The organism is Bacillus sp. LQ01 (assembly GCF_057624735.1).
In genome coordinates this window covers 261209-277801 of record NZ_JBYEZL010000001.1, presented here as the reverse complement: position 1 = coordinate 277801, position 16593 = coordinate 261209, and the positions used below count along the sequence as shown (strand labels likewise).

The window sequence follows — 16593 nt, the reverse complement described above, 5'->3', positions numbered from 1 at the left end:
CCCTTTTGGAAAATTATAAGAGAATAATATAAATAACCTCCTTTTACAACTACGAAACTAATTTTTAATGTATCTTTCTATTCACCTATATAATATCAAATAATTGCAAATAGTTACACTTGAACGAACAGATGTATGTAATTTGAAACAACTTTAAAGAGCCTTGCTACGTAGAATGTAGTAAGGCTCTTAGCTTTTTAATAATCAAAATTCAATAACTTTATTATCATTATACAACAGCCCCACTAAGCTTATTACCACTTAATGAGGCCATTTGATTCACATTATTAATTATGGAACGTCGGCTTATAGAACGAACGATTATCAAGTGCGAAGACACGCTCTGTGTATTCGCCTGGTTTTGTGCGTCCTAATGCGCGGTCCATCATGTTCATTTTTGCATCTAAGTTATCGATGTAGTGCAGAATTTCTGCTTCTTTTACTAATGGTGGTTTTGGGCTACCCCATTCCGCTTTTCCGTGGTGCGAAAGGACGATGTGTTGAAGAATTAATACTTCTTCTGCATCGATTTGCAATTCGTCTGCTGCTTTACCAATTTCGTTCACCATAATAGAAATGTGGCCTAGTAAATTTCCTTCTAACGTATACGTTGTAGAAATTGGGCCAGATAGTTCGATTACTTTACCAAGGTCATGTAAAATAACGCCTGCATATAGTAAGTCTTTATCTAAAGATGGGTATAGATTTGAAATAGCTTTCGCTAAATCAAGCATTGATACGACGTGATAAGCTAGTCCAGATACGAACTCGTGATGGTTCTTTGTCGCTGCTGGATAGTCTAAAAATTCGTTTTGATGCTTATTTAATAAATGTCTTGTTAGACGCTGAATGTTCGGGTTTCTCATTTCAAATATGTATTGCGTAATTTTCTCAACCATATCTTCTTTTTTCACTGGTGCTTTTTCTACGAAGTCTGAGATGTCTGTTACTTCATTTTCATTCGCAACACGAATTTGTTTCACACGTAATTGAATACGTCCTTTGTAGTTTAAAATATCACCAGCTACTTTCACGATTGTTTCCGCTACATATTGTTTCTCAACTTCTGGTGATACGTCCCACAATTTCGCTTCAATATCTCCACTTGGATCTTGTAAGATTACTGTTAAAAATGGCTTTCCATTGCTTGCGATACCTTTTGTCGCTGTTTTAATTAACAAGAAAATATCGACTTGTTCACCAACTTCATACTCTGCAATTTTCTTTTTCATTCGAATTCCTCCACCAAATCAGTTACTTTTAGTATAGCACACTACAACTCATTTTCTTTACGCATATGTGTTAATTTTATAATCTGTTTTTCTGGAAAATACGCAAGTAAATGCGCATGACATGTAAAGAATATGACTTGTCTATCCTTTGCAATTTCCTTTATAAGTTCAATCGTACGATTCGTCCTTACCGCATCAAAATGCACGAAACTATCATCAATAATAAATGGATAATCATGTTCGAATGTTTTCGCGAGTGCAAATCTCAGCGATAAATATAACTGCTCCGCTGTCGCTTGGCTTAGTTCATGACTGTAAAAACGCATACCATCGTTACGTTCAACGATAAACGGTTCTGCCTCTGACGGTGAAAAGATTTTACTATAGCGTCCGCCTGTTAAATAGACGAAATACTCTTCTGATTTTTGTAAAATACGAGGAAGATGAACTTCATGATAATAGTGCTTCGTTTTCGTTAACACTGTCTTTGCGGCCGCATAAGCAGCCCACTTCTTCACTTGTTCACGCACTTGCGCTTTTTTCATTTCCCATTCATGCATTAAATCGCCGTACGTACTACCTTCTTCTAAATTCGCAATTTCCATACGATGTTTCGCAATACGCTCTGTCAGTTCTTTCTCTTTCGTAAGACAGTTTTGGACAGTTGTAATTTCTTGCTTTAATTTTCCTTCATAACCGTCAGCTTCATAATGTTCAGCTAATGATAAACTCGTTAAACGCTGTTCCAACAGATCAATTTGCGGTAATAAACGCCCCACTTGTTTCTCTGCATCCTCACGTTTTTCCGCCAGTTTACCTGCTTCTAAAAACATCTCTTCATCTGTAGACTCTGCAATATGCCATAAACCATCTCGTTCTATTAGTAATTGCTTTAATTGTTCTTGCATAAACTCATATTCTTCTTGCCATTCCGCCAGTTTTTCTTTTAACTGCTTACAAGTTTGGCGCTTCTCTTTCTCATTTTGCATACGGCTTTGTGCCTCGTGTAGCTTACTATACTCCGCACTACCGATAACAGTTTCTAGTTTATGTTCAAATTGCGAAATCATTTCATATAATGAAGATTTTCGCGTACCTTGCTTCTCTAACTCCCGATATAATTGCTGCATTTTTTCAATACGCTCAAACGCCGGCAATATGTGTGCATACGTATAAAATTCAGGAAACATATAGCGCGTTTTATATGCATCGACTTGTTCTCCCGCCTGGAACGTTTCTCTCTCCCATTCCTCATACGATGAAACGACTTTATCATACGCTCGTTCCAACTGCTGTAACTTATAAGACTCGCGCTCAAATAACTTCCGAATCTCTTCATCTTTTTCTAACTCATAGCGTACAGACATCGCTTCTTCACTTTGTCTCCCGCCGGCACTTTGCTGAAGAGTAAGAAGCTCTTCTTGTAATCCGCTTGATGGATCTTTATATAAAACAAGGGCGAGAACAATCCCTACAAATACGATGACACTAATAAATAAAAGCGGGCGATTGTCTATAAATAAGCTCGTGAATAAAATGCCTGTATTAATAAGGAGTAACAGAAGACAAACTCTTTGCCACTGCTTTTTCTTTTGCATAGCCGCTCCTGCTTTTTCCTCGTACTTGCGCTTCATTCTCTCTGCGCCCATACCGATAAACGCCGCATCTTGGAACGACTTCTCTTTCTCAGCTAACGCATTTCGCTCTTCATCCGCTAACATTTGTTGCTTAATCTGTCTTATATTCTCTTCTTGTTCTTCTAATTGCTCCTGCGCTACTTTAAAACGATCATCAAGCTGTGCTTTTTGCGTTTCTAATTCACGCGCCTTTTGCACTGTTTGCGTAATTAACTCTTTCGTTGCCAAACTCATATCAAACGACAGAACTGTTTCCTTTTCAAAAGTAGCACCAATTTGTTGCTCTAGTTCTGCCAGTTCTTCTTTTATATTCGTAATACTTCCTGTCAAATCACGCATTTCTTGGCGTGCATTTTCGTAAGACATATGCTGCATACGAAGTTCTTCTACATAACTTTCTTTTTGTAAAAACTCTTCATCTATTTGAATCGAGGCAATTTCCGATTGCACTGTCTCAATTTTCTTGTGGAGCGAATCAACTTGTAATTGAAGCGGCTCCATCTTCGCCTTAATTGCTTCATAACGCGCCATTCCGTTTACAGGAAACTGCCCGCTCTCGTTCTCTAACACTTTCTCGTGCGCACGCTTTTCAATAACGAGAGGCTCAAGCGCTGCTAATATTTCATAATCTTGCTTCCGCTTTTCTGCATTCTCTTTTTCCCCGCGAACAGAAGCAAGTTTCTCTTCACTTTCTTTTAACTGCTCCACTTGCTTTTCATACGTGCCAATTTTCCCTTGCCACTCTTTCATCTTCTCTTCCAGCTTCTTCATCTCTTGCAATGATACGTTAATTTCTGGTTTACGACCACTCGGCTTGAAGCGCTGGTCCATTTCTTTTTCTAGCTTTTTATCTAACTGCAATAGCGCATCACTTCCGACTGCACTTGCCGAAAATAAATAATTGCCAATATCCGCTTCGCCGAGCTGATGAATGTTTTGAAGGCCATGCATATCAAATGAAAAGACAGATTCAAATAAACTTTCATTCATCCCGCTTAATATATCGTTTAAAATTTCTTCTCCGCCCGTTTTCCCGTCTTCAAAATAAACGATCACCTCGCCAGCTGCCGTCTTTGGCAATCGCTCAATTTTCAAACGACCGTACTGCTCTGTTTGCACAGTGATCGCACCGCCATATTTCCCGCCTTCTTTCGGCTCATAACGGCGCTGTCCTCTCGTCGGAAAACCGAATAAAATACTTTTCATAAATGAGCGAATTGTCGATTTCCCCGCTTCATTTTCACCGTATAACACTGTCAGCAAAGAAAGATCCATTTCCACATTTTCTAATTTTCCGTACCCATAAATATGGAGTTTTTCAATTCTCATTTTTTATCCCTCTCTTGCTGGAATAATTGTTCTAAAATAATATTTTCTGCTTCCTTTTGAATCTCTTTCTTCTCTTCTTCTGTAAAAGATTCAATACTATTACGCGCTACAGGAGATGTCCAAATAGTGCGCAATACTCCGTCCATATTAGTGAAAGCTTCTAACTCCTTTAGCACACTACCGACGAAATGATTTTCCGCTTTCAAACGTTCGATTTCCGCAAAAGAAACCGTCTCATTTTTCCACTTCATTGCATATACGAAATCTTTTCGCTCTTCTCCAGATGCTAAAATGTGAAAAATCTCTTCCACACGCTTTTCGTCGCGCAAATAAGGTGAAAGTGGGCCTTGTCCTGTAAATACGACAGTTAATAGCGTACCTTCCTCTTCTCTTCGGCATTCATTCATCGCACTTGATACGCTCGTCATAAGTTCATCAACAGTGTCAAGTCCATCAATACCAACCTCGATTTCGTCCCATACAACATCTGCCGTATGGAAAAATGAACACTGCGATCCTTTTTTCGTAAGTTCAATAAGGTATGCACCCTTCTCGCCTGTTTCCTTACGATGACGACCTTGTATGTTCCCTGGATAAATAATGTATGGTTCTTCTGATAAAATTTCACGTTTATGTATATGGCCAAGAGCCCAATAATCAAACTGTTTTTCTTTCAACTCACGAATTTGAAACGGTGCATAGCGATTATGCTCTGCATCTCCTTCCACACTTCCGTGAAGCATACCAATATGAAAAGGCGCATCACTCATTTTCGTATACTGCGCTGTCATATTATCCGTTACCGCTTGCTGCAAATAACTAAAACCATAAATAGAAGCTAATAGCTCACCATTTTTATAAAATGATTTCTCTTCTACATAAGGCTCAGTAAATACATGAACATTTTCCGGAAACTCAATTGCTGCCCAGCTTCCCCCTAAATGATCATGGTTACCGTGAATAATAAAAACAGGGATATCGTATTGCGAAAGTCTCTTCATTTGCTCACGCACAAACACTTGCGCCCTCAAACTTCTCGTCTCCGCATCATACAAATCCCCAGCTAGTAATACGAAATCAACGCGCTCTTGAATCGCTTTATCAACAATACGCTCAAATGATTCAAACGTACTTTGCTTCATTCTCTCCCACACAGACTGCGCAACATTCATCTCCATCCCTTTAAACGGACTATCCAAATGCAAATCAGCCGCATGTATAAACTTTACTTGTTTCACAAATAACGATCCTTTCTATCTTTCAAAAGTTTCATTTTATCAAAATTAAAATCGCTGAAAACTAATAATCATCGAGAATAAAAATATTCTCGATGATTAAAGTTTCATTCTATTTTACCACGCAATGTCATATATTTCTTTGCATATTGTAGCATTTTATGTCAAAATAATTATAAGATTCTGATTTTAAATATTGGAGGGAATTTTCATGGGAGTATACGTTCTAACAGTCTTTGAAAAAGATGGTTCAAAAGCATTAGACGAATCATTCCAGGCGGCAACTGAAAAAGAAGCGAAAGCAAAAGGTGAATCTATCTTACAAGAAAAAGGATTGTATGAAAAAACACATCGCTGTACATCTACTGCAGGTAAGCTCGTTTTATTCCAGCGCTAAAAAAAGAAGCGTCATCCGCTTCTTTTTCACTCTACTATATCTTCGTCACACCACGTAAACACCACATCTAGAATACGATTACCGATACGTACGCGTTTATTCCATTTACCTGTTTGGATCTGATGTTGCAATTCTGCTTTCATCTTTTCCGTCCAGTCGTGAATCGTTTCACTACCGTCGTACGGATATACGCTCGGAAACTCTTTCTGTAGTAGATGCAAGCTCTCTGCATCAAAATGAAAATGGAAGAAGTAGTTTGCTGTAAGCGATGGTTCTTGCAATCGTAAAAAATGATCATCAATTTGCTTTCTATTTCGATAGAAAGTAAAGATATTCACTTTACCGCTAGTAATTTGGTCAATTTGAATTTCGTGCTTCTCTATAATCACGTCTTGTCCACCTCGTTGTATACTATCTTTAGTATATATGTCTTTTGCAACAAAGTTAACCATTTTCGCGCGAAATTCATTTCCTTCATTATATTACCTGTACCTCCATATGCAATCAGAATAAATAAAACAAAGTTGAAGGGGAGCGATCACATGTATTTCGGAAGCAAAGGTTGGTATGTAAAAGAACTTAAAAAATTAGGTATCCGTACTTATGAAGGTAAAAAACTAGAATCGTATCGTACGCATGTGTTGTCTAGTTTACTTGAGAGAATGAAGAGAGCTTCGGCTTAATAGAAAAGTAAAAAATAAAACGAATCCGAATAGTGGCATATAATAAAAAACACCTCCTAAATTCGCATACTAAGTATGCAAATTAAATGGAGGTGTTTTTATTAGTTTCACTTTTTCAGGGGCGCTTCAGTTTTCATAAAATATTTTTTGTTTCCGCTGAAACGGATAAGTTTTAATCTCAGCTGTATCTAAATTTTCATGGAATAAATGAATAGCTATAATTTGTCTACAATCGTAAGTATGGTAATAATATGTTCCAGACTCCATACACATCGCACTCGTATAGATGGTATTATCTAATGTTCCGTCTTCTGTTATTACTGCCCCTTTAGGGACCTCACAATTTGATAAGATATGAAAAATAGCCGATATCCCCTCTTCTTCGTTCTCTATACCTTGAATGTTTTGTTTGCCATATGCTGCCCGCACAAATCTTGATGGCGGGGTAAAATCTCCAGGAAGTCCCATCGATCCTGAACCTTGGCCAAAAGCACTTAATGGTACATCTCCCCACTCCGTTGGCGCAAATGGTTGCGATTTAAGTCCAATATATTGTCTTAAATTTTGTAAATGCCAATTAAACTCCGGACTATTAGTCATCACTCCTAATGGATTGTCATACATTTTTAGTCCATCAGTTGTCGGCTCAAGTACAATACAATCTCCCCATTTATCTGCTAAAATCCAATGTAGCGGTGGGGTAATTCCTAAAACTGGTAATGGTATATCTATAAGGGAAATGTTATCAACAGATTTTTTTAACTCTTCAACAGAATTAAATTGCGTGAGGCTCCAAGCCACAAAATCAAATGGCGCTAAATTCGTTTTATGGTTATCTATACTGTTACTATAAGTAGCGAATCCCGGGAAATAGAGAGTGGCACACGTCATACCAGCTTCATTTACTCCGTCCGCCATAATGACCCTTCCTTCATGATTAATTCCCATTCCGACAACAGCCTTTTTCGCTCGGATAGTTTCACCAGTTATATTGTTCCACTGATAACGCCGAGGAATGATTATTACTTCCTGATTCATATCTAATGTGAAATCCATTGTTCTCGCAAAAAGATGTTGGAAATTTTTAGTTTGTAACGTCAAACTAGTACACATGAAGAAATCCCCCCATTTTATAGTTATATACACATTTTATAAAATTCTGATAAATACGTAAATTAAAAACCCTATTTATCACTAACAAAGTAACCACCCAAACTAAAAATGCTATAATAAACCCAATCAAACTAAGGGGGCAAATTACTTTGCTTGGAACATGCATTCAATTTCATAAGTTTGGCAATCCAAAAGACGTATTACAAGTTGAATATAAAAATATAGAACCACTGAAAGATAATGAAGTTTTCGTCCGTATGCTAGTTAGACCGATTAATCCATCTGACTTAATTCCCATCACAGGAGCGTACGCTCATAGAATTCCTTTACCTAACATACCTGGCTATGAAGGTGTTGGTATTGTAGAAAATGTTGGCGCTTTTGTTTCTCGAGAGCTTATCGGTAAACGAGTGTTACCTTTACGCGGGGAAGGTACTTGGCAAGAATATGTGAAGACATCGGCTGATTTTGTAGTCCCTATTCCTGATTCCATTGATGATTTCGCAGCTGCACAAATGTATATTAATCCCCTTACGGCGTGGGTTACTTGTACAGAAACGTTAAACTTACAGAGTAATGACGTTTTATTAGTGAATGCTTGTGGGTCCGCTATTGGGCATCTATTTGCGCAGTTATCCCAAATTTTAAATTTCCGATTAATTGCCATTACAAGAAATAATAAGCATACAGAAGAATTACTGCGCCTTGGTGCTGCATATGTAATTGATACTTCCACTGCCCCGCTTTATGAAACTGTTATGGAATTAACAAATGGGATTGGTGCGGATGCTGCGATTGATTCTATCGGAGGACCGGATGGAAATGAATTAGCTTTTTCCTTACGTCCAAACGGGCATTTTTTAACGATCGGTCTTCTATCAGGAATACAAGTGAACTGGGCCGAGATTGTCACAAAAGCAAAAGTACACGCAAACATATTTCATTTACGACATTGGAATAAAAATGTGTCAGCATATAAATGGCAGGAGACGTTTCGTCACTTAATTCGCTTAGTAGAAAATGAGCAATTACGTTTTATGAAAGTCCATTCTACGTATGAATTAGCGGATGTGAAAGCGGCCGTTGATGTTGTACAGTCTGCTGAGAAAACGAAAGGGTAACTAACTGTTACGATTTATTTAACCAATTATAACGAAAGTTAATTAAATATATCAGTAAGCCCTGCTAGTCAAGTGATTGGCTAGTAGTGAGGGTTAACTGCGGGCAATCCCTAAAGCTGATTGAACTACAACGTGGCTAGAAATAGTGAGCGTGAATGTCGCGAAAGCAGAAAAAATCAATCAGATGGTGCAAGGTTAAATCCTAAACACTAGAACAATGGGTCTTCCGCCTCGAATCATCTAAGTCAAAAGTGATAAGATGAACGTTCAACGACTATCTCGTATAACTGACGAGAGTACATCACAAGCCTATGGTGGTGGAAAAATCCTCTATCTTTAATTAGATAAACATATAGTCTGCGCTCATGTGAAAACATGAGAAGTTCATAAGAGAACTGGCTAAGGAATTGCGCCCTTAGTTGAACGAGATAAATTTAATTAAATCTATCAAACCTCATTGAATATATCGAACGTATGTGCTATGGTGGATTCAATGAGGTAAGAATAATAATGAAATTTTTACGAGTTAGTCAAGTATCAGAATTAACAGGTTTGCATCCGAGTAGTCTCAGGAGAATGCTGGTGGAACACGCTACGATTCAGAAGAACAAATCTTTCATTAAAGGAGTTACATTCTGATGATATTGGCGAAGAAAGTTAGACTGATTCCAACGCCTGAACAAGAACAAGTGCTTAAAAAACATGCCGGTGCTGCAAGATTCGCTTATAACTATTGTAAAAGAATGAGTGATAGATACTATAAGCTAGTTGGAAAATCTGTTTCACAGTTAGCTTTACAGAAACGATTTACAAAGATCAAGAAGCGAAAGAGATATGAGTGGTTAAAAGACATTAATGCACAAGTTCCTAAACAGGCTTCAAAAGATTTTGATACGGCGAGGAAAAATTCTTTCAAAAAGTACAAAAATGGTTCTCACACTTCTTATAAATCAAAAAAAGATTTGATCCAAGGATTTTATGCCAATTATGAAAGACTGATTATAGGAAAAAAAGTCGTTCATATTCAGTCTATTGGAGAAGTGAAAACAAGCCAACAACTACCAAGAAATAAAAAACCATCCAATCCAAGAGTTACCTTTGATGGTCGTCACTGGTGGATTAGTGTGGGGTTCCAAGAAGACTTTGAATCACAAGAACTAACCAATGAGTCAATCGGTGTGGATGTTGGTTTAAAAGAGCTGTTTGTAGCTTCTAATGGTACGAAAGAACGAAATATAAACAAAGACGCCAAGGTTAAAAAACTTTTGAAAAGGAAAAAGTCAGCGCAAAGAGATATGTCTAGGAGATTTAAAAAAGGTGTGAAAATTCAATCTGCTGGATATGAAAAAGCGAAAGCTGAGCACCTGCGGTTATCTAGGAAAATTATGAATATCCGAAATAACCATATCCATCAAGCAACAGCTAAATTGGTGAAAACCAAACCAATGAGGATTGTTGTGGAAGACTTATCTATTTCAAACCTGTTAAAAAACAAAAAACTATCGAAAGCATTTTCATTTCAAAAATTACACTTCTTCTTTCAATGTTTGTCATACAAGTGCGAGAAGTACGGCATTGCGTATGTAAAAGCTGATAAATGGTTCGCTTCAAGCAAGATTTGCTCATATTGTGGCGTAAAATACGACCATTCAGTTCAACCAGAAGGACAGTGGAGCTTAAAAATACGTGAGTGGTGTTGTGCTTCATGCAATAGCTATCACGATAGGGATGTAAATGCTGCGATAAATTTATCAAGATGGGTAAAATAAATGCTTGATAATAGGAGGTAACGATACTGCCTCGTGTGGAGTGTTATACCCCTCGTCCCTTCGGGGTTGCGAGAACACGATGAAGCACTAACTTGTGTAAATTTGATTGAATTGTATAGATTTAGTTAAGTTTATCGTATCGGAAAGTGTTTTTGACGAGTTATTAAATGCAAAAGAAGAAGTCTTTTGCATTTACCTTTTAAATAGACTAGATAGTACGTTTAGCAGTCTATAATTGTAATTTTTTGGTACAATTATATTGAAAGGTGAAAGGAGCTTCTAACATGTGGTTCATTTCGGCAATTTGGCCTATTATACTAGTCGGCGGAATTGTAGTATTTGTAATAAAAAGATTGGAACATAAATATAAGCACGGCAAATTGGGTAAGAAAAAATCAAATGAGGCTCAAATTTTATTAGACAGTTTCATACCGATAGGAATGCTTGTCGGCTGTATAATTGGTTTGATTTTCGGCATGTTTTCCCCAGATTTCTCACTACTTTCAATTAGTTTAGGATCCGGAATAGGCTATTTATTTGGTTTTTTCGCCTATGAAATTTATAGCAAGACAGGAAACAATTTTTCCTAATCCAAAAGGAATAAGCGGGACAGTACATAGTAATCATATAAAATATGTAACTGTCCTTTATTTTTGCATCAATGTTATCACCTTACCTTTCGCCTACTATACACCTCTTTTATTGATTTTTCTCTCCTTCCCTTTTTGCATATCCGCTTTTTTATTTTCATTGGATCTATATCCAAAGTAAAGTAGCGCACATGTAATAACAGAACCTACAATGTATCCTAAAAAACATCCTAACCAAAACATAAAAATTGCCCCCAATCCATTATAAATTTTATGTAGTAGACATCTGTAAAACGTTCTCGGTACCTCCGTTTTTTATTACAGATTGGAAAATCCCCTTAACCATTCCATCCATGAACATTCTGTCTTCTCTATTGTGATTATTATCTATAAAGTTATTTATACCACTAATTCTTCCATTATCTCAAATAACAACTTTATTATTTATTATAAAGTTTGCACTCATACTACATATATGTAGCATCACTGTCTCTTTTTCATTTTACCCTTGCAACTGGAGTTTACTTCTACAACTTAAAAACAAAAAACCCCCTCAAAGCATAAACTTCAAGGGGTGAGCCTGTTTTTTATTTACTTATATACGTACAGCTGTACCACTTACAGCAACCATTAACATTCCATCACGAACAACTTCGTAATCTACGTCAACACCAACGATAGCGTTCGCACCTTTTTGTTTTGCAAGTTCTTTCATTTCGTCCATCGCAATATCACGAGCTTCTTTTAGCTTACTTTCATAAGAACCAGCACGACCACCGACAACATCACGAACAGAAGCGAATAAATCGCGGACAATATTTGCACCCATAATAGCTTCACCATTTACAATATCGATATACTCAATAATTTCTTTACCTTGAATTCCAGACGTTGTTGTTACAATCATGACTGACACTCTCCTATAAATTATAATTTTTGATTAGCTTTCTTATGTCTTTATTATGACATGGAAAAAGTAACTAATCTATTGAATTACCTTACAGGAGTGTGACAATTTTGTAATAATAAAACGCGCTTTATGTTTCATTTTAATAAAGCGCTTTAATATTGGGATACATAAACGAGTCTCTATTTTCTTTCCAATCCTTTTCTACTTCTTTAAAAGTTGGTCGCCCTAATTCTTTATTATTTTCATGTTTACTAAACCATTTTTTCACATACTGATCTCCATTTTTACTTTGAACTGTGCAAAGGAAACTATTACTACTATCCTTTAATATTTTTACAATCACGAATAGACACCTCTTCCCTTCTCAATATCATAATAGGACTTGATCTTTTACTATAAGCCCTTCCTCTCTTATAGTCATACGACTCCTCGGCCGCGCCAAAGTTGTAAGATCAAAAACGATATTCACTTTGTTTACATTTTATTTAAAGAAATCAGAGTTATAGGCATTATGCTTATCAAATATTTTATAGATTTCTAACTTATCATCTAATTTTGCATCTACTAAAATTAATATATTTCCATCGTAAATATATTCTTCATACTTTTTAGCATGGTCTTCAGGGATTCCTAAGCCGATAAATGCTCCTATTAAACTTCCAGCTCCTCCGCCAATACCAGCTCCTCCAATAGCTGCTGCGATTGGTCCTGCTGCTACAATTGGACCCATTCCAGAAACGGCAAGTATACCAAGTCCTGTTAATAAACCACCGAGTCCGCCTGCTACTCCTCCAGCTACAAGCCCTGTCGCTGAAAAGATATCTGCTTTATGTGCAGTTTCGCTATTCACTTTTTCACCCGATTTTTCTTCCAGATGTTCAATTTCCTTTTGATCTTTCGCAATAGCTGAAATGTTATCTGCTGAGTATCCTTTTTCATTTAATTCATTAATAACGAGTGCCGCATCATCAATTGTTCTAAAAACACCTACTATTTTTCTATCTACATTCATAACTATTAACCTCCTAAAGTTTTATATAATGTATCTTTATTTTTCTTCATTTCTGTATACACTAATCTTCTTATTAACATAACCATTTACGAAAAAAGCGAATAGTAAAAGCACTACAAGTGAACTACTTAACAAGTAAATTAAATCAAATGTAATATTAATCATCATTTCATTCATGTATACCAGGCTCCTTTTTATTTAAAGTAAAAGTATATTTTGATAGACTAATCTACTAAACATAGACATCTTACAATTCATCTTCAGTTAATCTCTTTGTAGTATATGTATACCCTTCCTAACCTTTTCTAAACGTAAAAAACTATAATTATATTTTTTCTTATTTATATGTTTAACATTTTTTTAAACGGGTATGTTTATATTGTTATGCTTACTATATGGAAAGGAATATTACGATGAACGCCATTCACTCTACTACTATTTCTTATAATGAAACACCTACAATAACGCAGATTCATCATTTTTATGCTTTAATGACAACATTTCAAACGAATGTATTTATAAGTAAACACGGAACACTTACTTCTATTAAAAACTTAAGCACTCTAGTATCCTTTTTCCTTACTGTAAAAAAGAGAGATCTTGTATTATTTATTTTTGAAGGAATAGATGCAAAAAGAGCTTTAAGAACACTCTTCCCTTCTTAGAATATTTGTTATCCTCTATTCCCTCGTTTACTACCTTTCATATATAGTTTTATATTTCAAAATGATTTCCTCTATTAAAAAAGAACCCCCTAATACAATAGGGGGATTTCTAGTTTAGCCTTATGAAAACTGATATAATATATATTACGTTTTTCATTCTTTAAAATAGAAAAGTTTTAATAACCTTGAAGGTAGGAATTTTTAATGAACTCGAAAGCAAAATTTAGTATTCGCTACAAAATTATGGCTGGTTATTTAGTTATCATTTTGTTCTTACTTGTTTCTTTCATTATGTTGAACAATGAGATTTCTAATTTACAAAAATCTCGTAATTTTATTATTGATCACGATTTTAAAGTTCTCAATTTAACAAATCAAGTTGAGAAAGATTTACTAACAATTGAAAATAAAGCGAAAGGGTTTATCATTTCTAATAATCCAAATTACGTACAATCTCTTAATTCTGCGGAAAAGGATTACGAAAAGCATTATCAAGATCTTTTCTCATTATTAGAGGATAACCCATCTCAGCAAGAAAAATTAAAACAGATTAACGAAAATATTATTAGTTGGATAAATAAAGAGATTCACCCGTTAATTGCAAATCATAATAGTAATAATGTACAAACAATCGACACGACTCAAATTCAGTCATTACAGTCACAGGTAACTAACTTCCGTAGCACTGAGGAGCAATTAACAAAAAAAAGAGCAGCACAATTAGATACTGAAAATAATAAATTAGAGATTTGGTTATACAGTTTATTGTTCTTACTTTCTTGTATTTCTATTATCATTTCACTCTATATTTCGAATTCCATTACAAAAACGATTAAAAATGTAATTCAAGCTATTAAATCCATTTCTTCTAAAGAAAAAATCACGGAAAGAATTCATGTAAACACACGTGATGAAATAAAAGATCTTGCTCATACAACGAATCACCTACTAGACGAAATATCGAAAAGAGAGTGGTTACAAACGGAGCTTGCAGAATTAATTTTAATGTATCAAGGTGTATCTTCTATTGAGATGTTAGGTAAAAAAATTCTTAGTGGAATTATACAAAAAACGCAAACTTCTTGCGGTGCATTTTATGTACGTGAAGAATATGAAGAAACTGTCTACTATGTGAAAAAAGCTTCTTTCGCCGATCAAGGTGCTGATATTGGGAAACAATCCATTCAAATGGGTGAAGGTTTCATTGGACAGTCTGCCTTAGAAAAGAAAAGTTTTATTCTCAGGGATATACCCGAAGAGTTTCGTTATGTCACTAGCGGAGTATTAGAAATACGTCCTAAAAATCTATTAATCATCCCTATCTTATTTGAGGATGAAGTAATCGCAGTAATGGAGTTAGTAAGTGTAACTGAGATTTCAGATTTACATCAAGATTTAATTCAACAAACCGTTGATAATCTAGGTTTAACAATCCATAGCATTATGGGACGTATGCGAATTCAAACTCTTTTACATGAATCACAAGCAATGACAGAAGAGTTACAAGTTCAATCAGAAGAATTGCAAACGCAAGCGGAAGAACTACAAATGCAAGCAGAAGAATTACGAACAACGAATGAACAATTAGAGTCTAGAACTGAAGAGGCTGAGCAGAAGACAGCTGACTTACAAATTACTAAATCAGAATTAGAAGAAAAAGCAAGCGAGTTGTTACGCAGCTCAAAATACAAATCTGAGTTCCTAGCAAATATGTCACATGAATTACGCACACCGTTAAATAGTATTTTACTATTATCTGAAATGTTAAGAGAAAATCATGATAACAATTTATCCGACGATGAGATTGAATTAGCAACTGTCATTCATTCATCAGGGAAAGACTTACTTACTTTAATTAATGACATACTCGATTTATCTAAAGTAGAAGCAGGCAAACTAGACATCATTTTTGAAGCAACGAACATAAGTGACATGGCAGCCAATATGCATCAAAACTTTTTACATATAGCTGCACAAAAAAATGTCGAATTTACTATTGAAGACAGTGATACGATTCCTGATCTGTTTTATACAGATGCAAAACGGATTGAGCAAATTATTAAAAACTTATTATCCAATGCATTTAAATTTACAGAAAAAGGATCCGTTTCTTTACATTTCGATTCGATAGAAACAAGTAATTTAAGTCATGATATGCAGTCTATAAGTAAAGATTGGATTACAATTTCAGTAAAAGATACTGGTATTGGTATCGCTAAAGAACAGCATCAACTTATTTTCGAAGCCTTTCAACAGGCAGATGGCGCAACGATTCGGAAGTATGGTGGTACAGGATTAGGTTTATCTATTTGTAAAGAGTTTGCTAGATTGTTAGGTGGTTGGATTACGTTAGAGAGTAATGTAGGAGAAGGTAGTACTTTCACGGTATATATTCCTAACCTTCCAAATGGATTACCAGATATACAGTTATCCAATTTAGAAGTCGCAGCAACGATAGAAGATGTTATTCCTGCTGAAGTTGTTGAAGAAACTATCGTTACTCCCGAAACAAATAACGTCTTCCAAGAGAAAACCATTTTAATTGTCGATGATGATCATCGAAATATATTTGCGTTACAAAACGCATTAAAAAAACAAAATGCCAACATTATTACTGCCCAAAACGGCATAGAGTGTTTAGAAATACTAAAAAGCAATACAAATATTGACCTTATTTTAATGGATATTATGATGCCTAATATGGACGGTTATGAAACGATGGAAAATATCCGAATGAACTTAGGGTTAAATGAAATACCTATTATCGCATTAACTGCTAAAGCAATGCCAAATGATAAGGAAAAATGTTTATCTGCTGGCGCTTCGGATTATATAAGTAAACCATTAAATCTACATCAACTCTATTCGGTAATGAGTGTATGGTTAATAAAATAAGTGAG

Annotated in this window: 18 protein-coding genes; 8 read left to right on the top strand and 10 right to left on the bottom strand. The window is 35.6% G+C overall.

From position 1 onward, the window contains the following. Positions 1-287: 287 nt before the first annotated feature. From yhaM to AC22L0_RS01540, 3 genes are read right to left on the bottom strand one after another with little or no spacing between them, the layout of a single operon-like run. Positions 288-1232 (bottom strand): 3'-5' exoribonuclease YhaM, encoded by a 945-nt coding sequence (gene yhaM / locus AC22L0_RS01550; RefSeq protein ID WP_000726639.1) that lies wholly within the window; start codon positions 1230-1232, stop codon positions 288-290. Between the two features lie 41 nt (positions 1233-1273). Next, entirely contained in the window at positions 1274-4198 is a 2925-nt protein-coding gene (locus AC22L0_RS01545) for an ATP-binding protein (RefSeq protein ID WP_087966185.1), read from the bottom strand. Further along, complete coding sequence (locus AC22L0_RS01540) at positions 4195-5436, bottom strand: metallophosphoesterase family protein (RefSeq protein ID WP_087966187.1); 1242 nt, start codon at positions 5434-5436, stop codon at positions 4195-4197. The genes AC22L0_RS01545 and AC22L0_RS01540 overlap by 4 nt, the downstream gene beginning before the upstream one ends. A gap of 208 nt (positions 5437-5644) precedes the next feature. Between AC22L0_RS01540 and AC22L0_RS01535 the strand changes: the two genes are divergently transcribed. Next, complete coding sequence (locus AC22L0_RS01535) at positions 5645-5830, top strand: YhzD family protein (protein WP_087966189.1); 186 nt, start codon at positions 5645-5647, stop codon at positions 5828-5830. Between the two features lie 26 nt (positions 5831-5856). Here AC22L0_RS01535 and AC22L0_RS01530 read toward each other — a convergent pair whose 3' ends face one another. Beyond that, positions 5857-6219 (bottom strand): hypothetical protein, encoded by a 363-nt coding sequence (locus AC22L0_RS01530; RefSeq protein WP_000582785.1) that lies wholly within the window; start codon positions 6217-6219, stop codon positions 5857-5859. Positions 6220-6372: 153 nt separating this feature from the next. On the opposite strand from AC22L0_RS01530, the gene AC22L0_RS01525 reads away from it, so the two are divergent. After that, on the top strand, positions 6373-6513 hold the full coding sequence (locus AC22L0_RS01525) for a YflJ family protein (RefSeq protein ID WP_000273537.1): 141 nt from the start codon (positions 6373-6375) through the stop codon (positions 6511-6513). 126 nt (positions 6514-6639) lie between these two features. On the opposite strand, the gene AC22L0_RS01520 is transcribed toward AC22L0_RS01525, so the two are convergent. Beyond that, positions 6640-7626, bottom strand: coding sequence for a choloylglycine hydrolase family protein (locus AC22L0_RS01520; RefSeq protein ID WP_087966191.1), 987 nt, complete (start codon positions 7624-7626; stop codon positions 6640-6642). 149 nt (positions 7627-7775) lie between these two features. Between AC22L0_RS01520 and AC22L0_RS01515 the strand changes: the two genes are divergently transcribed. From AC22L0_RS01515 to AC22L0_RS01500, 4 genes are all read left to right on the top strand, one after another. Continuing rightward, positions 7776-8747: a zinc-dependent alcohol dehydrogenase family protein gene (locus AC22L0_RS01515; RefSeq protein ID WP_087966193.1), complete on the top strand. Its 972-nt coding sequence runs from the start codon at positions 7776-7778 to the stop codon at positions 8745-8747. A gap of 510 nt (positions 8748-9257) precedes the next feature. Further along, positions 9258-9386 (top strand): hypothetical protein, encoded by a 129-nt coding sequence (locus tag AC22L0_RS01510; protein WP_000670739.1) that lies wholly within the window; start codon positions 9258-9260, stop codon positions 9384-9386. After that, a complete protein-coding gene (locus AC22L0_RS01505) occupies positions 9386-10516 on the top strand; it encodes an RNA-guided endonuclease InsQ/TnpB family protein (RefSeq protein WP_087966195.1) in 1131 nt (376 codons plus the stop codon). The genes AC22L0_RS01510 and AC22L0_RS01505 overlap by 1 nt, the downstream gene beginning before the upstream one ends. Before the next feature lie 284 nt (positions 10517-10800). After that, the gene (locus AC22L0_RS01500) at positions 10801-11106 is read left to right on the top strand and encodes a hypothetical protein (protein ID WP_016109387.1); all 306 of its coding nucleotides are present in this window, start codon (positions 10801-10803) and stop codon (positions 11104-11106) included. A 96-nt stretch (positions 11107-11202) separates the two neighbouring features. On the opposite strand, the gene AC22L0_RS01495 is transcribed toward AC22L0_RS01500, so the two are convergent. From AC22L0_RS01495 to AC22L0_RS01475, 5 genes are all read right to left on the bottom strand, one after another. Beyond that, positions 11203-11349, bottom strand: coding sequence for a hypothetical protein (locus tag AC22L0_RS01495; RefSeq protein ID WP_000498633.1), 147 nt, complete (start codon positions 11347-11349; stop codon positions 11203-11205). A gap of 352 nt (positions 11350-11701) precedes the next feature. Continuing rightward, positions 11702-12013: a YbjQ family protein gene (locus AC22L0_RS01490; RefSeq protein ID WP_000637511.1), complete on the bottom strand. Its 312-nt coding sequence runs from the start codon at positions 12011-12013 to the stop codon at positions 11702-11704. A 142-nt stretch (positions 12014-12155) separates the two neighbouring features. After that, entirely contained in the window at positions 12156-12359 is a 204-nt protein-coding gene (locus AC22L0_RS01485) for a DUF4028 family protein (RefSeq protein WP_000635860.1), read from the bottom strand. A 138-nt stretch (positions 12360-12497) separates the two neighbouring features. Further along, on the bottom strand, positions 12498-13028 hold the full coding sequence (locus tag AC22L0_RS01480; protein ID WP_001100100.1) for a general stress protein: 531 nt from the start codon (positions 13026-13028) through the stop codon (positions 12498-12500). A gap of 36 nt (positions 13029-13064) precedes the next feature. Beyond that, positions 13065-13205 carry a hypothetical protein gene (locus AC22L0_RS01475; RefSeq protein WP_001004571.1) on the bottom strand — a complete coding sequence of 47 codons (141 nt, stop codon included), beginning with the start codon at positions 13203-13205 and terminating at the stop codon, positions 13065-13067. 236 nt (positions 13206-13441) lie between these two features. Here AC22L0_RS01475 and AC22L0_RS01470 point away from each other — a divergent pair, with 236 nt between their 5' ends. Further along, positions 13442-13693, top strand: coding sequence for a hypothetical protein (locus AC22L0_RS01470; RefSeq protein ID WP_000991357.1), 252 nt, complete (start codon positions 13442-13444; stop codon positions 13691-13693). 204 nt (positions 13694-13897) lie between these two features. Then, positions 13898-16588: an ATP-binding protein gene (locus AC22L0_RS01465; protein ID WP_487272093.1), complete on the top strand. Its 2691-nt coding sequence runs from the start codon at positions 13898-13900 to the stop codon at positions 16586-16588. Positions 16589-16593: the final 5 nt, after the last annotated feature.